Here is a 21,082-nt window from a genome sequence, read left to right on the forward strand (position 1 = left end):
GAAACCTCGTAAACAGTCACGCAGCGGCACAGGACGCGCCGGTGAAAATGAAACGCACCGAGGCCCTCTGGGCGGCCTCGGTGCGGGACGGACAGATCAGCTGCGAGGTTCCGAGGCGGTCAGCTCCGCCTGGACGACCAGCCGCTGTTTGAGAGAGCCGGACGGCGTACCGGTAAACAGGGTGAGCACGGCCTCGCGTCCCTCGACAGGCTCGGTCACCCAGACCTCAGTAGGCTCGACCGTTACCGCCTGGAATACCGTATAGGTATATTGCGTGTCTTGGTCGGCGAGCAGGATGGTATCCCCTTCGCCGAGTAATTCCAAATGACGCATCAAATCGTCGGAGCGGTCGCCCGCGATCACGCAGTTGCCGGACGCACCGGGCAGCGCGCTTCCCGCGAGATGCCCTGCGCCAAGCGCGAGGTCTTTCAGCTCGGTGCCTTCGACCACGTTGTCGGCGGTGCCGAGCTTGGGCAGCTTGATCACGCCAACCTGTAGCGCCTCTTCCGGAGCGGTCGCCGTGCCGTAGGCGTCGCAGTCGGTCAGGTAAACCAGATCCTCCTCGGCGGGGAGGCTTTGCTCAATCCATTGCTCGGAGACCGGCGCAGGATCCGCCGCGATTGTCTCCTTGCCGACCAGCGTACCCCAGGGATAGTTGATGCCCTCGGTCAACAGGCCGAAAGCCGCGATCGCGATACCCGAGATTAACAGGCCGCGTTCGATGGTTGTCTTTGTTTTACGTTCCATGCAAATCACCTAATATGAGAGTATACTGAACGGCGGCGTGTTGTCAACCGCCATGCAGAAAACTGAAAAAACCTGTCCGCGGGACAGGTTTTTGGGTGGAGCGGCTGACGAGGCTCGAACTCGCTACCTCCACCTTGGCAAGGTGGCGCTCTACCAGATGAGCTACAGCCGCATATAAAATGGTGCCTCCGGGCGGAATCGAACCACCGACACGGGGATTTTCAGTCCCCTGCTCTACCGACTGAGCTACAGAGGCGTTTCGCAATGTGCTTGTTAAGTATAGTCGATTTTTGCGGAAAAGTCAACCATAAATTTTCCTTTTCTGCGGGAAGCTTGCGCACATGTTCGGGTTCATGGTATGATAAAAAGCAATGGAAGGGGAGAGTGCCATGCGCATTTGGACCGGCCGCGCGGGCAGCGGCAAAACAACGGCAATCCTGCGGGAGATCGCCGCCCGCTGTGAAAGCGGCGGGGGGCGGCAGATCTTACTTGTGCCGGAGCTGAATTCACACCGTATGGAGCGGTCGCTCGCCGCGGCGACGGACAATCGGGGCGCGCGCACCGCCGAGGTTCTGACGTTCTCCCGCCTGGCTGATCGGGTGTTTTCCGAGGTCGGCGGGCTGGCGCAGCAGATGCTGACACCGGCCGGACAGCTCCTCACCCTACAGGAGGCCGCGCGCCGTGTTCAGGGCGGGCTGTCCGTATGGGGCGGTCTGGCGGACAAGCCCGAGCTGCTCGGCGAGGCGCTGGGGGTGGTGGACGAGTGCAAGACCTGTGCGGTCGCGCCGGAGGCGCTGTTCGCCGCTGCGGAGACGTGCAGGGACACGGCGCTCGCAGCGAAGCTGTCCGATCTGGCGCAGTTATTGACCGCGTATGAGCGTCTGTGCGACGAATCCCTGCCCGACCCACGCGACCGGCTGACCCATCTGCGCGACCGGCTCGCAGAAAGTCATGTGCTGGACGGCGCGGCGGTGTATCTGGACGGCTTTCTGGGCTTTACGCCGCAGGAGCTGGCCGTGGTCGACGCCGTGCTGGCGGCGGGCGTGCCGCTGGCGGCGGCGGTCGCCTGCGATATGGCGTATCCGGAAATATTCGTCACGGGCTGCAAAACGGTCAAGACTCTGGAGCGCATGGCAAAGCGGCATAACCGGAAAGCGGAGCGCATCGAGCTTGGCGCAAGCAGGGTTGCGCGGCCGGCGGGCCTGGCGGCGGTGGAGGCACAAGGTCTGTTGCCCGTGCGTGTTCCGCAGGAGTCGTGCGAAGGGGTGCGCCTGTACGCTGCCGCGTCGCCGTTTGACGAGTGCGAGCACGCGGCGGCCTATATCCGGCGCAAGGTGCGCGATGAGGGCGCGCGCTACCGCGATTTCGTGGTGGCCGCGCGTGACATCGAGCCGTACAGTGCGTTTCTCGCCATGGCGATGGCGCGATATGACGTGCCGGTGTTCCTTGCGGAAAAGCCCGACCTGCTCTCACGCCCGCCGATGGCGCTGGTCACGGGCGCGCTGAACGCGGCGCAGTCCTATTTCAAATACGAGGACCTGTTCGGCTGTCTCAAAACCGGCTTGATGCATCTAACGCGTGAGGAGTCGGACAAGCTGGAGAATTACGCGCTGACCTGGAATATCCGCGGCGGCGCATGGGAACGGGAGTGGGCCGAACATCCGGACGGGTACGGTCAGCCGTTCGACGATCGCGCGCGGGCGCAGCTTGCGGAGTTGAACGCGCTGCGCGCGCGTTTGATCGGCCCGTTTTCCACGCTGCGCGAAAGGCTGAAAGGGGAGCAGCCGGCATCCGGCTGTGTGCGCGCGCTGTACGACTTCCTGCTCGCGGTGGACGCGCCGCGGTGCATGGCCGACCGCGCGGCCGCGCACGAGGCGGCCGGACGCCTACAGCTGGCGGATGAGTACCGCCAACTGTGGGAGATTCTGGTGTCCGCCATGGAGCAGTTCGCATGGGTATGCGGGGATACGCCGCTGACGGCGGAGCGGTTTGCGAAGCTGTTCCGTCTGGTGCTGGGCGAATACGACGTGGGTACGATACCCGTTTCACTCGACCGTGTGACCTGCGGCAATATCGAACGCGCATGCGGGGAAAACGCGAAATACGTGATCCTGCTCGGGGTAAACGACGGGCTGATCCCCAAGGCGCCCTCCTCCGCCTCGCTGCTCAGCGATATGGAGCGGGACAAGCTGGACGCGCTGGGGGTGGAACTGAAAGCCTACGGCGTGGAGCGTCTGCTCATGGAGCAGGAGACCCTGTACCGCGCGCTTGCCTGCCCCACTGAGGAACTGCTGCTCACCTGGCATATGAGCGACGCCGCGGGTGGGGAGACGCGCCCGTCGTATTTTGTGGGCGTGGTGCGGGGGCTGCTGCCCGACGTGCTGTTTTCCACGCACCAGACGGAAACAGCGCAGGACCGCCTGCAGGCGGAGCGTCCGGCGGTCGAAATGGCCTGCGCATACCTGTCCGGCGACCGCACGGCGGCGGTGCGCGCGGCCTACGGTTTTTACCGCGACGACGAGCGGGTACACCATGCCGCGCAGCAGCGGCGCGGACGGGGGCCGCTGACCAGCCCGCATACGATAGAGGGGCTATATGGGAAAAGCCTCAACCTGACCGCCTCGCGCGTGGACACATTTTACTCCTGCCGGTTCGCGTTTTTCATGCAGTACGGCCTGAAAGCCAGGCCGCGCCGTGTGGCGCGGTTTGACGCGCTCGAAACCGGCACGTTCATCCACTATGTGCTGGAGCATGCGCTGACTGCATTGGGAAAAGGCGCGGGCGGCGCGGCGGCTGCGGAGGAAGCGGCGGTCCGGCGTGCCTGCCGCACGGCGGTCCGGCAGTATGTGCAGGAGGAACTGGGCGGCATGGAGAACAAGACCGCGCGCTTTCGCTATCTGTTCGGGCGGCTGACGCGCACGGTTGAGCAGATCTTGGACAATGTGATTGACGAGCTGCGCGTTTCCGACTTCGCGCCGATCGATTATGAGGTGGATTTTTCGCGCGGCGGCGACCTGCCGCCCGTCCTGTGCGCGGAGGGGGAGGTTTCAGTGTCCCTCTCGGGCAAGGTGGATCGCGTGGACGGGTATATCAAAAACGGGCGGCTGTACTTGCGCGTGATGGACTACAAAAGCGGTAAAAAGTCGTTTTCCCTGTCGGATATCTGGTATGGGCTGAACATGCAGCTCGTTATCTACCTGTATGCACTTCAGCAGGAGGGCTTGGAGCGCTACCGTAAGCGTCTGACCCAAACGTTCAACGAAATCGTACCCGCGGGCGTTTTGTACGTCCCCGTGCGGGACGAGCTGCCCGACGCGGCGCGCGATATCGACGAGGACGCGCTCCGTGCTCTGCGCGACAAGGCGCTGCGCCGCAGCGGCCTGTTGAGCGACGACATGGAGCTGCTCGAGGCGATGGAGCACGGGCTGGAAGGAGACGGACGGTTTATTCCGGTCACGATCAAGGTGAAAAAGGGGGAGGACGCGCCCTCGCTCGCGGCGAAATCCGCGGTGGCCGACCTGGTGCGGTTTGGAAAGCTTGCCAGGTATGCGCATGATAAGCTGCTCGAAATGGGGCGCGAGCTGCGCGCGGGCAGTGTGGCCGCAAACCCGTGCAAAAAGGATAAAGCATCGAGCTTTTGCGACTGGTGTGACTTCCGCGCCGCCTGCCGCTTCGATGAAACGGCGGGCGACAAGACGCGGTGGCTCCGGCACCTGTCGGACGAGGAGTTCTGGCAGCAGGTAGGGGGTGAATGACATGCCGCAATGGACCAAAGAGCAGGAAACCGCCATCCATGACAGGGGCGGCGCGCTGCTGGTGTCGGCGGCGGCAGGCTCGGGCAAGACCGCGGTGCTGGTCGAGCGCGTGCTCGCACGTCTGACCGACCCGACCGATCCGGTGGATATCGACCGTCTGCTGCTCGTGACCTTTACCAACGCGGCGGCAGCGGAGATGCGCGAGCGCATCTCCGCTGCGCTGGGCGAGGCGGCAGCGAAAGCGCCGCACGATACGCGCCTGCGCCGTCAGATGTTTCTGGTACACCGCGCGAAGATCACGACCGTACACGCGCTGTGCCTGTCGCTCGCGCGCGAGCAGGCGGCGGCGCTCGGCATCGCGCCGGATTTCCGGCTGATGGATGAGAACGAGGGCAAGATCTTGCGCGCCGAGGTGCTTGAGGAGGTGCTCGACGCAGCATATGAGCGCGGGGATGAGGGCTTTTTCGCGCTCTGCGACCTGCTCGCCGCAGGGCGGGACGACAAGAAGCTGGGCGAGGTCATCCTTGGCACTTACGAAAAAATACAGGCGCATCCCGACCCGCGCGCTTTCATGGAGGAGGTGCGGCAGGGGCTGTACGCGTGCGGGATGGATACGCCGCACGGGCGCGTCCTGCTTGCGCAGGCGCGCGCGGCGGCGGAGCACGGCGCGGCGTTTCTGCGCATGGCGGCGGCTGCGGTGACCGGCGTCGACGGCCTGGCCGATGCTTACCTGCCCGCGCTGACGAGCGATCTGAATCGCGCCGAGCGCCTGCTGGAAGCCCTGCGCGGCGGGGAGTGGGATGCCTGTGTGGAGGCCGCGCGGTCGATCACGTTCGACCGGCTGGGAGCCGCGCGTAAATTTGAGGACAAGGCGTTCCTTGAGGAAGTCAAGGCGATGCGCGAGGAGTGGAAGGACGCCGCTAAAGCCATCCGCGGCAAATGGCTGACCGTTACGGCGGCCGAGGCCGAATACGACCGCGCCCTGACCGCGCGCGCGCTGTTTTCGCTGATCGACATGGTAAATGCGTTTGACGACGCCTTTTCCGCGGCCAAGCGCGCGCGGAACGCGGCGGATTTCAACGATTTGGAGCATTTTGCGGTGCGCCTGCTGTACGAGGGGGGACGGCCCTCCGCACTGGCCGCAGCGCTGTCCGAAGGTTACGCGGAGATCGCGGTGGATGAATACCAGGACACCAACGCCGTGCAGGACGCGATCTTCCGCGCGCTGTCCCGCGATGGGACCAACCTGTTTATGGTGGGCGACGTCAAGCAGAGCATCTACGGATTCCGGCTGGCCGACCCCTCCATCTTCCTGTCCAAATACCGGACCTTTGCCGAGGCGGGGGAAGCGGATGCGGGACAGCCGCGCCGCGTGGTGCTGGGGCGGAACTTCCGCTCGCGCGCGGCGGTGCTGGATGCGTGCAACTATCTGTTTGCCGCCGTGATGGGCGAAACGGTGGGCGGCTTGGCGTATACCGATCGGGAAGCGTTGCATCTGGGCGCGGACTATTATCCGGACGCGGACGACCCGCGCTACCGGACCGAGGTGTTGCTGGTGGACGCGGCGGGGCTTGGCGAGGACGACGACGCGCCCGACAAGACTGCGCTCGAGGCCCGGCTTGCCGCGCAGCGCATCCGCGCGCTGCTGGACGAGGGCTTTCCCGTGCTGGATAAGGAAACGGGCGCCCTACGTCCGGTTACGCCGGGGGATATCGTGATCCTGCTGCGCGCCACCAAAACCAAGGCGCGCACGTTCATCGCCGCGCTTGAGCAGACGGGCGTTTCCGCGAGCGCGGAGGAGCGCGGCGGCCTGTTGGAAACCGCCGAGGTGGGCGCGGTGGTTTCGCTCCTGAACGTGATCGACAACCCGAGGCAGGACGTGGACCTGATCGGCGTGCTGCGTTCGCCGCTGTTCGGCTTCACCGAGCAGGAGCTGGCGGATATCCGGCTGACAGACCGCAAGGCAAGCTATTACGACGCGCTTATACAGTCGCGCGGCGCTTTCCCGAAGGTCGAGGTGTTCCTGCAGCGGCTGGACTTCCTGCGCGGCTTCGCGTGCGACCAGCCGGTGTACCGTCTGCTGTGGGAGATCTATGACCAGACGGGAGCGCTCGGCCTGTACGGCGCGCTGCCCAACGGCGCGCAGCGGCAGGCCAACCTGCTCGCTTTCTTCGAGCGGGCGCGGGCGTTCGAGGGGCAGGGCTTCCGCGGTTTGTTCGCGTTCGTGCGCCTGCTGCGCGGCATGCAGGAAACGGGCGAGGACTTCCAGACGGTTGGCGCAGAGGCGTCGGGCGGCGCGGTGCGCATCATGAGCATCCACAAATCCAAGGGGCTGGAATTTCCGGTCGTGCTGCTGGCGGACTGCGCGAAGCAATTTAACGAAGCGGACCTGCGCGAGCCGGTGCTGGTGCATCAGTCACTGGGGATTGGCGGCAAGTGCCGCGACCGGAGCCGCGGCGTACAGTACGACACAGCCGAGCGAACAGCGGTCGCGGTGCTGCAGCGTCGCGAGATGGTAAGCGAGGAGCTGCGCGTATTGTATGTTGCGCTTACGCGCGCGAAAGAGAAGCTCATCCTTACCTGCGCAAGCGGGACGCTGCAGCGGTCGCTGGAAAAATGGGCGCGGCTGGCCGCGTTGGACGAGCTGCCGCAGTATGCGATGGGCGCGGTGCGCGCGCCGCTGGCCTGGATACTCGCGCCGCTGCTGCGGCACCCCTGCGCGCGCGCGCTGAAAGAACAGTATGGCTTGTCGGTGCCGGAGCGCGGTACGGATAACGATGCGTTCCTCCTGCGCGTGTACCAGCCGGACGAGCTGGCGCTGCCGGAGCGGGAGGTGCTGCGCTATGTGGAGACGGACACGGCGGGATACGAGGTCAAGCCTTACCTGAGCTATCCGCGCGCTTATCTTTCCGAGCTGCCCAGCAAGCTGACCGCGACCGGCGTGGGCCGCGGCTACCGTGCGGACGAGGCTGCGGAGGAGACGGCACCCCCGCGCCGCGAGCCGAAGCTGCGTGCGCCGCTGTTCGAGCAGGAGGCGCGGCGCCTCACGCCTGCTGAGATCGGCACGGCGCACCATCTGTTTATGCAGTTCTGCGATTTCGCGGCGGCCGCCGCGCCAGGCGGCGTGGAGCGCGAGCGCGACCGGCTGGAGGAAAAGCGCATCCTGTCGCCGCAGCAGGCGGCGGCGATTGAGCCGGAAAAGATTCGGGCGTTTTTCACCTCGGCACTGTACCGCGGGTTGATGGCGGAGCATTCAGTGCGGCGGGAGTTTAAGTTCTCAGTGCTGGTGCCAGCCGCACGGTATTTTCCAGTCGCGGCCGACGCACCGGAGGAAAAGGTGCTGCTACAGGGCGTGATCGACTGCCTGATCGACACACCGGAGGGCTTTGTGATCGTGGATTTCAAAACCGACCGCGTATCAAAGGACGGGCTTGCCGCCCGCGCGGCGCGGTACCGCCCGCAGCTTGACGCGTATGCGGATGCGGTGGAGGCGGTTTTCGGTAGGCCGGTGAAACAGCGCGTTTTGTACTTTTTTGATACGGGAAATACCTGGGAAATGGGGGAATAGCGGTTAAGGATGCGTTAAGAAAACGCCGATCGGGTTGACAAGGCCGCGGATAGATGGTAGCCTGTTATCAGCAAAAGAGAGCAACCCCATCGGCGGAAAACGCCGCAAGTTTTTAAGTAGACCACAACATTCATTCCTCATTTCTAATAGAAAGAACCGCAGCAGATCTGCTGCGGTTCTTTCTATTGTCCGCATCGCTATTGCGCGCTTTGTATAAGCGGGCCGCGCCAAAAACCTGCAAAATCTGCTATATGCCTGCTTTACTTTACCTGGTAAAAAGGATATAATAAAAAGCAATATACAATCTGGAAAAACAGGAATGAAAAAGGAGAGGAAAACGTATGGCGTATTATTTTAGCGAGCCTTCGCACACGTTCAACGAATACCTGCTCGTACCCGGTTATTCGTCCGCGGAATGTATTCCAGCGAACGTCAGCCTCCGCACCCCGATCGTCAAGTTCAGAAAAGGACAGGAGTCCTCCCTGTATGCGAACATCCCGATGGTTTCGGCCATCATGCAGGCGGTTTCGGACGACCGCATGGCGATCGCGCTTGCGCAGGAGGGCGGCATTTCCTTTATTTACGGCTCGCAGACCATCGAGAGCGAGGCCGCGATGGTGTCCCGCGTCAAAAGCTACAAGGCCGGCTTTATCGTATCCGATTCCAACGTCAAGCCGGATCAGACGCTGGCGGATATCCTCGACCTGAAAGCGCGGACCGGCCACTCCACCGTTGCGGTCACGGACGACGGCACGGCTACCGGCAGACTGCTCGGCATCGTCACCAGCCGCGATTACCGCGTTTCCCGTATGGAAACCAACGTGAAGGTGTCCGAGTTCATGACCCCGTTTGAAAAGCTGATTACCGCGCCGGCGGACACCACGCTCAAGATCGCCAACGATATCATATGGGATCATAAGCTTAATTCGCTCCCGCTGGTGGATGAGGAGCAGCATCTTGTTTATCTGGTGTTCCGCAAGGACTATGACAGCCACAAGGCAAATTCGCTCGAACTGCTTGACGAGCATAAGCGCTATGTTGTGGGCGCGGGCATTAATACCCGCGATTATGCCGAGCGCGTACCCGCTCTGGTCGAGGCCGGCGCGGATGTGCTGTGCATCGATTCCTCCGAGGGCTTTTCCGAGTGGCAGAGCCGTACGCTCGCGTGGGTGCGCGAGAATTACGGCGACTCGGTCAAGGTCGGCGCGGGCAACGTCGTCGATCGGGAAGGCTTCCGCTTCCTCGCGGACGCGGGCGCGGACTTTGTCAAGGTCGGCATCGGCGGCGGCTCGATCTGCATTACCCGCGAGCAGAAGGGCATCGGCCGCGGTCAGGCGACCGCGCTGATCGAGGTTGCCGCGGCGCGCGATGAATATTACCTGGAAACCGGCGTATATGTGCCGATCTGCTCGGACGGCGGCATCGTACACGATTACCATTGCACGCTGGCGCTGGCCATGGGTGCGGACTTCCTGATGCTGGGGCGCTACTTCTCCCGCTTTGACGAATCCCCGACCAACAAGGTCAACATCAACGGCAGCTACATGAAGGAATACTGGGGCGAAGGCTCGGCTCGCGCGCGCAACTGGCAGCGCTACGACATGGGCGGCGACAAGAAGCTGTCCTTTGAGGAGGGCGTGGATTCCTATGTGCCGTACGCCGGCTCGCTCAAGGATAACTTGGGGCTGACGCTGAGCAAGGTGCGTTCGACTATGTGCAACTGCGGCGCGCTCTCCATTCCGGAATTCCAGAAGAAGGCGAAGATTACGCTCGTATCCGCCACCTCGATTGTCGAGGGCGGCGCGCATGACGTTGTGCTGAAGGAAACCTCGACAACGTCCAAGTAATACGGTTTTTGACCCTAAGATTGCCCCGTAGAAGACTGCGGGGCAATTCTTATCGGAAAGGAGGCAGACATGGATACGGAAAAGTGGATGGACGCGTTCACACAGGCGGTGCTGGAAGCGTTCGGTGAAAGGGTGTGCTGCGTTGGCCTGCAGGGCAGCCGAGCCCGCGGGGAAGCGGGGCCGGACGGCGACATTGATGTGGTCGTGATCCTGGATGCATGGCACATGGAGGACTGGCCGCGCTATGAGGCGGTGCTGGAAAGCCTGCCCGCACGGGACAAGGTGTGCGGCTTTGTATCCGGCTGGGAAGAACTGCTGCACTGGGAGCCGTCCGAGCTGTTCGGGTTCTACTATGATACTAGGGTGTGGTACGGCAGCCTTGCGGCGCTGCGGGAGCGCTTCGGTCCGTCCGACGCCCGCCGCGCCGTGAGGATCGGCGCCTGCGGGATCTACCATATGTGCGTACATAACCGCCTGCACGAAAAAAGCGGGCAGCTCCTGCGGGAGCTGTATAAATCCGCCTTTTTCGTTCTGCGCGCGGTGCATTTCTGTCGGACGGGCGCGTTTGTTGTCCGCCGGTCGGAGCTTCTGCCGCTATTGCAGGGGGAGGAACGGCTGATCCTGACGGCGGGCATGCCGCATCAGGAGGGGACGGAACCGTTTGCAATCCAATCCGAGCGGCTTTTGCAGTGGGCGGGTAGCCTGATCCGGTCTTACACTTGAGGGTTTTGAGGAATGAGGGAGAGTGTGGGAATGGAATGGGAGTACTGGAAGAAGCAGGCGAAAAACGCGCTTATCTTTGCGAGATGGTGCGTGTTCGCGGTTGTGATCGGCGTTGTGGTCGGGGTGACCGGCACGGCGTTCCACCACGCGCTCGACTGGGCGGGGAGGATGCGGGAGCAGCATGACTGGCTGCTGTACCTCCTGCCGCTCGCGGGTGTGTTCATCGCGTTCTGGTATAAGAAGAGCGAAATGCCGCTGGAACGCGGTACGAATTTCATTTTAACATCGGTGCGGGAGAACCATCCGGTCCGCCTGCGGCTGGCGCCGAGCATTTTCGTCACCTCGGTGCTGACCCACCTTTGCGGCGGCTCCGCGGGACGTGAGGGCGCGGCGCTTCAGCTCGGCGGTTCGATCTCGGGCAACATCGGACACTGGATGCGGCTGGACGACCGTGATTCACGCACGATTACCATGTGCGGCATGGCGGCGGGCTTTGCGGCGCTGTTCGGCACGCCGCTGGCGGCGACCGTATTCGCGATGGAGGTCATCAGCGTGGGTGTGATGTATTATGCGGCTCTGTTCCCGTGTGTACTGGCGTCGCTGATTGCGCATGGCGTCGCCGTCGCGCTGGGGGGAGAAACCACGCGCTTCGCCCTCCATGCCGTGCCGGATCGGCTCGACGCGCCTCTGATCGCGCGCCTAGTGCTGTTTGGCGTGGTATGCGCGGTGCTGAGCGCGGTGGTCTGCATCCTGTTCCACCAGATCGGGCGCTTTTTGAAAAGGAAGATCCCCAACCAGTATATCTGCATTGCCGCCGGCGGCGCGGCTGTCGCAGCGGTGTCGCTGCTGCTCGGCACACGGGACTACAACGGCGCGGGCATGGCGGTGATCGAACGGGCCATTGCGGGGGAGGCGCACTACACGGCGTTTTTTATTAAGCTTGTGCTGACCGCCATCACGATCGGCGTGGGGTATAAGGGCGGCGAGATCGTGCCGGTGCTGTTCATCGGGGCGACGTTCGGCGCCGCTTACGGCGGGTTTTTTGGTCTCGCCTCTTCCTTCGCCGCCGGACTTGGCATGACGGCGGTGTTCTGCGGCGTGACTAACTCCCCGTTGACCTCGATCCTGCTGGCCTATGAGCTGTTCGGCGGGCAGTCGCTCGGCCTGTTTGCGCTTGTGATTTCCATTGCCTATATGCTCAGCGGCTATTACGGCCTGTACAGCGAACAGAAGATCCTGTACTCCAAGATGCGGCCGCAATTTATCGACAGAAAAACCAAGTAAGGCGGCGCGTCCGCCGGTATTCCCCGGGAGGAAGAGAACCAATGCACGATTTCAAAGGCGCAATTTTCGATATGGATGGCACGCTGCTCGACTCCATGCCGGTATGGAAACGGCTGACACAGGGGTACCTGAGCCAGTTCGGCCTGCACATCACGGATCAGGACTATGCGGTGACCGAGGGCTTTTCCCAGCCGCAGGTGGCGCAGTATTTCATCGAGCGCTATCCAGAGCTGCCGATTGACGTGCAGAGCATGATGGACGGGATGGACCGCCTGATCACCGCGCGATATGAAACGATAGCCAGGCCGAAGGACGGGGTGTTCCGGTTTCTGGAGGGACTGCGCCGCCGCGGCGTAAAAATGGCGATCGCCACGCTGACCGCGCGGCGGCATGCGGAAAAGGCGCTGCGCGACCGCGGGATGCTGAATTATTTCGCATTCATGCTGACGATCGAGGATGTCGGCATCTCCAAGCACGAGCCGGATATCTACCTGCGCGCGGCGGAGCGGCTGGGGCTGCGCCCTGCGGACTGCATCGTGTTCGAGGACGCGCCCTACGCAGGCGTAACCGCAAAGCGGGCGGGCTTTCGGGTATGCGGCATGGCCGAGCCGGCCTATGCGGCGGGGGAGGCCGAGCTGCGGGCAGCCAGCGACTTCTTTGTGGAGGCATCCTTTGACGAACTGGCAGGAAAGTTGTAAAAAAAACTTGCAATATCAACGATTATCCCGTAAACTATAAGTGAGGATAAATTTGAGCTGCGCCGGACAAGCTCCGGGGCGGCTTCGTTGTCGTTAGGGGGAATGAAATTGGAACAGGAAAACAAAATGGGTTCGGCACGCATGGGGCCGCTGATTTTCTCCATGGCGCTGCCCGCGATGATCTCCATGCTGATTAACGCGCTGTACAATATTGTTGACAGCATCTTTGTCGCGCAGTATTCGCAGAGCGCGCTGGCCGCGGTTTCGCTGGTTTTTCCCTTGCAGCAATTGGTTATTGCGATCGGCGTGGGAACGGGCGTGGGCGTCAACTCACTGATCTCGCGCCGTTTGGGTGAAAAGCGGCAGCTGCACGCGGATTCCGCCGCGGAGCATGGCATTGCGCTGGCGGTTATCGGCGGCCTGGCGTTCGTTGTCGTCGGCTTTGTGCTGGCGCCGCCGTTCCTTGGCGCGTTCGGTTCCGCGCCCGATGTATATGAGCAGGCGGTGCAGTATTCGCAGGTCGCGGTCGGGATGAGCTTTTTCGTCATGATTTCCATGATGTGCGAGAAAATACAGCAATCCACCGGCAACATGATTATCCCGATGTGCCAGGGATTGACCGGCGCGATCATCAACATCATTCTTGACCCGCTGATGATCTTCGGCATCGGCCCGTTTCCGGAAATGGGCGTATACGGTGCGGCCGCCGCAACTGTGATTGGACAGGTGTTTGGCATGCTGATCGGGCTGTGGGGCGTCTTTATCCACCAAAAGGTGCTCAGGATAAAGATGCGGGAGTTCAAGTGGCGCCTGCAGACTGTGAAAGACATTTACCGTGTCGGCCTGCCGGGCATCGTTATGCAGAGCGTGGTTTCGGTGATGACAGCCGGCATGAACGCCATCCTGATCAGCTTTTCGCAGACCGCGGTCAACGTTCTGGCGGTTTACTTCAAGCTGCAGACATTCGTGTTTATGCCGGTTTTCGGCCTGAACCAAGGCGCGCTGCCTGTTATGGGCTACAACTACGGCGCGCGGAATAAGGGACGCCTGTTCGGCGCCTACAAGATTGCGCTGACCGCGGCGGTGGTCATTATGGGACTGGGGCTGGTGGTGTTCCAGGCGATTCCGGAAACCATGTTGATGATGTTCGTCGACCGCACGGACGCGGCCGCGGCGCGGGAGATGCTCGAGGTTGGCGTTCCGGCGCTCAGGATCATTAGCCTGTCGTTTATTGGCGCGGCGTTCGGCATCATCAACTCGACGCTGTTTCAGGCGACCGCACGCGGCCTCAACAGTCTGATCGTGTCGGTGTGCCGCCAACTCGTTATTATCCTTCCCGCAGCCTGGCTGCTGGGCAGATGGTTCGGACTGGGCGCGATCTGGTATTCGTTCCCGATTGCGGAGATCGCGGCGTTCTTTATCTCCTACGCGCTGCTGTGGAAGGAATACCGCACCGAGCTGCGTTTTTTGGGGATTGAAAAGGAGGGCAAGGCTTGAAACGGATCGCAAGCTTCGAGGTAAACCATGATAAGCTCAAGCCGGGGATGTATACCTCGCGCATCGATGGCGACGTGACGACCTACGACATCCGCATGGTGCATCCCAATGCGGGAACCTATATCGAGCCCGCGGCCGGTCACACGTTCGAGCATCTCTTTGCAACGTTCGCCCGCAATTCAGATTTTTCAGAAAAAATTATTTACTGCGGTCCCATGGGCTGCCAAACCGGATTTTATTTTTTGGTGCGGGATATGGAAGCGGCCGACGCGATCGCGCTGGCGCAGCGGACGATGGCGTTCATCGCCGGCTATGAAGGCGGGATCCCGGGCGCGAGCCGCGTCGAGTGCGGCAATTACCGGCTGCACGATCTGGCGGGCGCAAAAAGGCTCGCTGCGTCCATGATTCCCGTGCTTGCGGGCTGGACCGAAGAAAAACTGGTATATGAAAAATAATGCTTGCATTTTGGCGGTTGCTGTGGTATCATAATTTTACGACTGTAAGAGGTTTAATGCGACTTACCGTGGAAAGAGGTGAAACAACATGAAACAGGGCATCCATCCCGAGTACAAGCAGACCACGATCCGCTGTGCCTGCGGCAATGTCATTGAGACCGGCTCCACCAAGGAGAACATCGTCGTTGACGTTTGCTCCAAGTGCCACCCCTTCTTCACGGGCAAGCAGAAGCTGGTAGACACCGGCGGACGTGTTGATCGCTTCAAGAAGCGTTTCAATCTGGATAAGTAAAACGGGAAACCATCGAAACCTTTGTGTTCGATGGTTTTTTGTTTCGTTATGCGGAGAGGAGGAAACCGTATGACCGAAAACCAAATCGAAAGCAGGGTGGAGCGCGCGGTGCTGGTCGGCCTGTCCTGTCCGGGCTTTACCGCCGAGCAGGACGCGGACGAACGCACGATGGCAGAGCTGAAAGCGCTGGCCGAAACCGCCGGAGCCGAGGCGGCAGCCATGACGCTGCAGCGCAGGCCGGCGCCGGACGCGCGTACGTTCATCGGGGAGGGCAAGGCCGAGGAGGTGCGACAGCTTGCAGAAGCGAACGAGGCCGCGCTTATTTTGTTCGATAACGAGCTGTCGCCTTCCCAGATGCGGAACCTGGAGGAGCTGACCAAATGCACGGTGCTCGACCGTTCGGCGCTGATCTTGGACATCTTCGCGCAACGCGCCCGCACGGGCGAGGGTAAGCTGCAGGTCGAGCTGGCGCAGTACCAGTATATACTGCCGCGGCTGGCCGGTATGTGGACGCATCTGGTGCGGCAGACAGCCGGCGGCGGCAAAAGCCCGATCGGCACGCGCGGCCCCGGCGAAACCCAACTGGAAACCGACCGCCGCCATATCCGCCGCCGCATCGACAAGCTGAAAGAGGATTTGGAGCAGGTGCGCCAGGTGCGTGCTGTGCAGCGGCGCCAGCGCAAAAAGACCGAGATGCCGCTGGTCGCGATTGTGGGTTATACCAACGCGGGGAAATCCACGTTGCTCAACGCCCTGACCGGAGCGGGCATTCCGGCAAACGACAGGCTGTTTGACACACTTGACCCGACAACGCGCAAAAAAAGGATATCGGACACACAGGAGATCCTGCTGTCTGATACGGTCGGCTTTATCCGCAAGCTGCCGCACCATCTGGTTTCCGCATTCAAGGCGACGCTTGAGGAGCTGGCCTATGCCGACCTGCTGCTGCATGTGGTCGATGTTTCGGACGAGGACTGGGAGCAGCAGGCAGAAACCGTGGAAAAGGTGGTCGCCCAGCTCGGCGCGCAGGATATTCCGCGCGTAATGGTATATAACAAGGCCGACAAATGCGCGCCGGATACGCTTCCGTTTTACCGGCCGGACGAGGGCGTCGCGATCTCCGCGAAAACCGGAGAGGGGCTGGATGCGCTGCTCGCGGCGATCGAGCGCGCGCTCGGCCGCGGCAAGCACAGGGTGTGCCTACGCATCCCGTACAGCGATGGGGCGGTGCTGGATATGTTGCACCGCGAGGCACAGGTCGAAGCGGTCGAATACGCAGCAGACGGCACGGTGGTCCGCGCGGTCGTGGATGACAAGACCTACGGCAGGGTAGCGGAATACCTGGCAGAGGAATGATGCGGGTGACGGGGATACCCAACCGCGCACGGGGATAGAAGTATGGGAAAAGACTACTTTGTGCCGTTTTCCGAATACGGCGAGGACAAGTTTGAAGAAAAGCATTCCAAATTCACCGGCCGCCTGTGGCGCGTGGAAAGCGCGGAGCAGGCGGTGGCACGGGTCAAACAGATGCGTGATGCGCACTGGGATGCTACGCACAACTGCTGGGCCTATATCATACGGGAAGGCAACCTGATGCGCTACTCGGACGACGGGGAGCCGCAGGGTACAGCGGGGATGCCTATTTTGGACGTGTTGCGGCACGAAAAGCTGGAAAACGTCTGCTGCGTGGTCACGCGGTATTTCGGCGGGATACTGCTCGGCACCGGCGGGCTGGTGCGCGCCTACACCAAAGGGGCGCAGCTTGCAGTCGCGGCGGCGGGCGTCCAGCGGATGAGCCTGTACAGCGTGCTGCTGATTGCCTGCCCGTACCACTTGTATGAGATGGTGACGCACCTGCTGCCGGACTATGACTGCTCGATTGAGGAGACGGATTATGGCGTGGACGTCACGCTGACCTGCACGGTGCTGGCGGGCGGGGAGCAGGCGCTGAACGAGGCGCTGGCCGAGGCTACTGCAGGTTCGGTCTACGCCGAGGTGGTGGAAACCAAATTCATGGGCCGGCGAGTCCGATAGGGCGCCGGCGGCTTGGATTTTTCTAAAAAAATTTTTGAAAAGAAAGAGGAAAACGCAGTTCCATCTGGTATTTTTATTATATAGGCAATTCTGGCAGGGAGAGTGGAGCGTATGACTGTTCGTGAACAGCAGCAGGAAAGGGAACGGCTGACCTTGGCCAATTGGGCAACAAAGTCCTACGCTTCCAGGGGCCGGCAGCGGCCGATGGAGGAATGCCCGTACCGCACCTGCTTCCAGCGCGACAGGGATCGCATCATTCACTCCAAGGCGTTCCGGCGGCTGTCCAACAAGACACAGGTATTCATTTCGCCGGAGGGCGACCACTATCGGGCGCGGCTGACGCATACGCTGGAGGTGGCGCAGATCGCGCGGACGGTCGCGCGGGCGCTGCGGCTGAACGAGGATTTGACGGAAGCGATCGCGCTGGGGCATGACCTGGGGCATACGCCGTTCGGGCATGCCGGCGAGCGCGCGCTGGACGAGGTCTGCCCGTTCGGGTTCCGGCATAATGAGCAGAGCCTGCGTATGATCGACCGGATTGAGGACCTGAACCTCACCTGGGAGGTGCGCGACGGTATCGTGTGCCATACGGGCGGCAGGAAGGCGGATACGCCGGAGGGCCGTATCATCCATTTCGCGGACCGGATCGCCTACATTAACCACGACATCGACGACGCGATCCGCGGGGGACTGATCCGCGCGGCGGATATTCCGCGCCGCCTGCTCGACAGTCTGGGCGATACCCATGGGCGGCGCATTGACACGATGGTGACCGCCATGATCTCCTATGGGCAGCAGCATCGGGAGATTGGCATGGACGAAAAGACGCACCACGAAATGCTCGAGCTGCGCCAGTTTATGTTTGACTATGTATACCAGGGGACAGAGGCGCAGAGCGAGGAGCAGCGCGCGAAAAATATGTTGCGCAGCCTGTATGAATATTTTGTCGAACATCCGGACGAGCTGCCGAGCGATTATTTTGTCCTGATGACGCAGGGCGATCCGCTCGAGCGCGTTGTATGCGATTATATCGCCTGCATGACCGACCGGTACTCGATTTCCACCTATAAAAAATTATTTATTCCGAAAAGCTGGAATAAGATTGAAGATTGACGAAAACGGTTAAGATAAAGGGAAGGAGGGGGCGCAATGCCGTTTGACCGCGTGTTTTTGGACGAGCTTTCCGCGCGGAATGACATCGTGGATATTGTTTCGCAGTACGTGCAGCTGAAAAAAAGTGGCGCAAATTATTTCGGTCTTTGCCCTTTCCACAATGAAAAGACCGCTTCGTTTTCTGTTTCTCCGGACAAGCAGATTTTCCACTGCTTCGGCTGTGGCGCGGGCGGGGGCGTGATCACGTTCGTGATGAAAGCCGAGGGGCTGGAATTCCCTGATGCGGTGCGCTTCCTGGCCGACCGCGCGGGCATGCAGGTACCCGAGCAGGGGGAGGCGGAACGGAAAGCGGCGCGCCACCGCGAGCGGCTGTATGCGCTCTGCAAGGATGCGGCGCGGTTCTATTACCAGACGTTATGGCAGCCGGAGCATCGGGCGGCGCAGCAGTATTTCATTGGCCGCGGCCTGCACCGGCGCGTTATGAATCAGTTCGGGCTGGGCTATGCGCCCGACTCCTTCCACGCGCTGATCGACGCAATGACCGCCAAGGGCTATACGCGGGAAGAACTGATGGATGCCGGACTGGTCAGCCGTAGCGAAAAGGGGAGGATTTACGACCGCTTCCGGAACCGCGTCATGTTCCCGATCATTGATGTGCGCGGCAATGTGATCGCGTTCGGCGGGCGGGTGATGGATGATTCCAAGCCCAAATACCTCAATTCCCCTGAAACGCTGATTTTTCATAAAAGCCGCAACCTGTTTGCGCTGAATCTGGCCAAGACGACGAAGAACGGGTATTTTATCCTCGCGGAAGGGTATATGGATGTGATCGCGCTGCATCAGGCGGGCTTCGACTCCGCCGTGGCCTCGCTCGGCACATCGCTGACCGAGGAGCAGGCGCGTATCATTGCGCGCCACACGGATCAGATCGTGATTTCCTATGACGCGGACGGCGCGGGACAGGCCGCCGCACAGCGCGCGATCGATATTCTGAAAAAATGCGACCTGCAGGTTAAGGTGCTGAAAATACCGGGCGCCAAGGATCCGGATGAATTTATCAAGGCCAAGGGGGCGGACGCGTTCCGCGCGATCATTGATCGGAGCGAAAACCACAACGCCTACCGGCTGGAGCAGATCGCGGCCAAATACGATCTGGAGGACGACGAGGCGCGCGTACTGTTCCTGCGGGATGCGGCGCGTATGCTCGCGGGCATCGAAAGCTCGATCGAGCGCGAGGTATACGCGGGACGCGCCGCCAAAATGGCGGGCGTAACGGCGGAGGCTATGAATATCGAGGTGCGGCGGGAGCTTGGTATCCGGCGTAAGCGGCGGCAGGCCGCGGAGCGCCGCGAGATCCGCTCGCCGGTCGGCATGGCGCAGCCAAAGGACCGGACGCTGGCCTATACGGATGTAAAATCCGCGAAAGCGGAGGAAAATGTGCTGCGGCTCCTGTTCTCCGATCAAAAGCTGATCGCGGGGATGGAAAAGGAAGTGCCGCCGGCATGGTTTTCCGCGCCGGTACTGCGTAAGATATATGAGCGGGTGCTGGCGCTCGATCGGGAGGGGCAGATTGTCGACGTACTGCCGTTCGAGGGTTGGCTTGAGCCGAATGAAATGAGCCTTTTATCTTCGATTCTGGAGCAGAGCCTGCCTGCCGGCGAGCAGAGGCAGGCGCTGCACGAGTACATAGATACCATAAGAATGCAGCGTGTCAGGGATGGTACGATTCAGGAAGCGGGCGAGGACCCGCTGCTTACCTTTGGACGCATTAAAAAACAAAACGCGGGAGGACAAACGATATGACGACAATGGGCAATGGCAATGCGCCGGAGCAGGCGGTGGACCAGCAGCAGGTGGTGAAGGACCTGCTGGCGCTCGGCAAAAAGAACGGGAGGCTGACGCTCAAGGAGATCGCGGACGCGCTCGGCCAGTTGGATATGGAAAGCGACGACATCGATAAGCTGTATGAAACGCTGGAGTCGATGGGGATCGAGATCGAGACCGAGGGCGTGCTTGAAAAGGCGCTGGGCGACGATGATGACGAGGTGTTCGAGCCTGAGGACGTCGAGGAGGTGCCGGAGGAAGAGCTGGTTGATACCTCGGCAATGGCGGAAGCCTTTGCGATTGACGATCCGGTGCGCATGTACCTGAAGGAGATCGGTAAGGTCGACCTGCTCAGCCCTGAGGAGGAGATCACGCTCGCCGAACAGATGCAGAGGGGCAATGAGGCGATCGAGCGCGTCCGCAATGAGGGGGACGCGATCCCACCGGAGGAGCGCGCCGGACTGGATAAGGACATCAAGGCCGGCGAACGGGCGAAAAAGCGTTTGGCCGAAGCAAATCTCCGTCTGGTCGTTTCGATCGCAAAGCGCTATGTCGGCCGCGGGATGCTGTTTTTGGATTTGATCCAGGAGGGCAACTTGGGCCTGATCAAGGCAGTGGAAAAGTTTGATTCGACCAAGGGCTTCAAATTTTCCACCTATGCAACCTGGTGGATCCGGCAGGCCATCACCCGCGCGATCGCGGATCAGGCGCGGACGATCCGCATTCCGGTACACATGGTAGAGACGATTAACAAGGTCATCCGTGTTTCCCGCCAGCTCCTACAGGAGCTGGGACACGACCCGAGTCCGGAGGAAATTGCCAAGGAAATGAATATGCCGGTCGATCGTGTGCGCGATATCCTCAAGATTGCGCAGGAGCCGGTTTCGCTGGAAACGCCGATCGGCGAGGAGGAGGACTCTCATCTGGGCGATTTCATTCCGGATGATGACGCGCCCGAACCGGCTGAGGCGGCTTCATTCATGCTGCTCAAGGAGCAGCTGGTCGAGGTACTCAAAACCCTGACGCCGCGCGAGGAAAAGGTGCTGCGGCTGCGGTTCGGCATCGAGGACGGTCATACCCGCACGCTCGAGGAGGTCGGCAAGGAGTTCAACGTCACCCGTGAGCGTATCCGCCAGATCGAGGCCAAGGCGCTGCGCAAGCTGCGCCATCCGTCGCGTTCCAAAAAGCTGAAAGACTTCCTGAACTGACGCGGGCTGCTGCCCGGCGTTCAGGGATAACGCGCAC

At 61.5% G+C, this 21,082-nt stretch carries 15 protein-coding genes and 2 tRNA genes; 14 read left to right on the forward strand and 3 right to left on the reverse strand.

Annotation, left to right across the window (positions count from 1 at the left end; translation table 11 throughout):
* Positions 1 to 96: 96 nt before the first annotated feature.
* The 3 genes from H8S45_RS07000 to H8S45_RS07010 form a co-directional block, all read right to left on the reverse strand.
* Positions 97 to 747, reverse strand: a complete 651-nt coding sequence (locus tag H8S45_RS07000) for a sortase (protein WP_054327606.1) — start codon at positions 745 to 747, stop codon at positions 97 to 99.
* Between the two features lie 96 nt (positions 748 to 843).
* Positions 844 to 919, reverse strand: a tRNA-Gly gene (locus H8S45_RS07005).
* Positions 920 to 927: 8 nt separating this feature from the next.
* Positions 928 to 1,003: transfer RNA gene (locus tag H8S45_RS07010), tRNA-Phe, on the reverse strand.
* Positions 1,004 to 1,136: 133 nt separating this feature from the next.
* Between H8S45_RS07010 and H8S45_RS07015 the strand changes: the two genes are divergently transcribed.
* The 14 genes from H8S45_RS07015 (at position 1,137) to rpoD (ending at position 21,045) form a co-directional block, all read left to right on the forward strand.
* Entirely contained in the window at positions 1,137 to 4,502 is a 3,366-nt protein-coding gene (locus tag H8S45_RS07015; protein WP_186949849.1) for a PD-(D/E)XK nuclease family protein, read from the forward strand.
* 1 nt (position 4,503) lies between these two features.
* A complete protein-coding gene (addA, locus tag H8S45_RS07020; RefSeq protein ID WP_186949851.1) occupies positions 4,504 to 8,070 on the forward strand; it encodes a helicase-exonuclease AddAB subunit AddA in 3,567 nt (1,188 codons plus the stop codon).
* Positions 8,071 to 8,411: 341 nt separating this feature from the next.
* Positions 8,412 to 9,917, forward strand: coding sequence for an IMP dehydrogenase (locus tag H8S45_RS07025; protein ID WP_054327596.1), 1,506 nt, complete (start codon positions 8,412 to 8,414; stop codon positions 9,915 to 9,917).
* A 69-nt stretch (positions 9,918 to 9,986) separates the two neighbouring features.
* Entirely contained in the window at positions 9,987 to 10,640 is a 654-nt protein-coding gene (locus H8S45_RS07030) for a nucleotidyltransferase domain-containing protein (protein ID WP_054327595.1), read from the forward strand.
* A 30-nt stretch (positions 10,641 to 10,670) separates the two neighbouring features.
* Entirely contained in the window at positions 10,671 to 11,924 is a 1,254-nt protein-coding gene (locus H8S45_RS07035; protein ID WP_243182407.1) for a chloride channel protein, read from the forward strand.
* 41 nt (positions 11,925 to 11,965) lie between these two features.
* Positions 11,966 to 12,622 (forward strand): HAD family hydrolase, encoded by a 657-nt coding sequence (locus H8S45_RS07040; protein WP_147574296.1) that lies wholly within the window; start codon positions 11,966 to 11,968, stop codon positions 12,620 to 12,622.
* 102 nt (positions 12,623 to 12,724) lie between these two features.
* Positions 12,725 to 14,119, forward strand: a complete 1,395-nt coding sequence (locus H8S45_RS07045) for an MATE family efflux transporter (protein ID WP_054327592.1) — start codon at positions 12,725 to 12,727, stop codon at positions 14,117 to 14,119.
* Entirely contained in the window at positions 14,116 to 14,574 is a 459-nt protein-coding gene (locus tag H8S45_RS07050; protein ID WP_082397200.1) for an S-ribosylhomocysteine lyase, read from the forward strand. The genes H8S45_RS07045 and H8S45_RS07050 overlap by 4 nt, the downstream gene beginning before the upstream one ends.
* An 88-nt stretch (positions 14,575 to 14,662) precedes the next feature.
* A complete protein-coding gene (rpmE, locus tag H8S45_RS07055; RefSeq protein WP_031475830.1) occupies positions 14,663 to 14,866 on the forward strand; it encodes a 50S ribosomal protein L31 in 204 nt (67 codons plus the stop codon).
* 69 nt (positions 14,867 to 14,935) lie between these two features.
* A complete protein-coding gene (gene hflX / locus H8S45_RS07060; RefSeq protein WP_147574297.1) occupies positions 14,936 to 16,222 on the forward strand; it encodes a GTPase HflX in 1,287 nt (428 codons plus the stop codon).
* Between the two features lie 42 nt (positions 16,223 to 16,264).
* Positions 16,265 to 16,900 carry a YigZ family protein gene (locus H8S45_RS07065; protein WP_186949853.1) on the forward strand — a complete coding sequence of 212 codons (636 nt, stop codon included), beginning with the start codon at positions 16,265 to 16,267 and terminating at the stop codon, positions 16,898 to 16,900.
* 111 nt (positions 16,901 to 17,011) lie between these two features.
* Positions 17,012 to 18,013 (forward strand): deoxyguanosinetriphosphate triphosphohydrolase, encoded by a 1,002-nt coding sequence (locus tag H8S45_RS07070; RefSeq protein ID WP_107631937.1) that lies wholly within the window; start codon positions 17,012 to 17,014, stop codon positions 18,011 to 18,013.
* Positions 18,014 to 18,049: 36 nt separating this feature from the next.
* Positions 18,050 to 19,816 carry a DNA primase gene (gene dnaG / locus H8S45_RS07075; protein ID WP_107631938.1) on the forward strand — a complete coding sequence of 589 codons (1,767 nt, stop codon included), beginning with the start codon at positions 18,050 to 18,052 and terminating at the stop codon, positions 19,814 to 19,816.
* Positions 19,813 to 21,045, forward strand: a complete 1,233-nt coding sequence (gene rpoD, locus H8S45_RS07080; RefSeq protein WP_054327588.1) for an RNA polymerase sigma factor RpoD — start codon at positions 19,813 to 19,815, stop codon at positions 21,043 to 21,045. Before dnaG ends, rpoD begins: the two co-directional genes overlap by 4 nt.
* The last annotated feature ends 37 nt before the right edge of the window (positions 21,046 to 21,082 follow it).

The sequence above is a fragment of the Agathobaculum faecis genome (assembly GCF_014287995.1).
Lineage (GTDB): Bacteria > Bacillota > Clostridia > Oscillospirales > Butyricicoccaceae > Agathobaculum > Agathobaculum ammoniilyticum.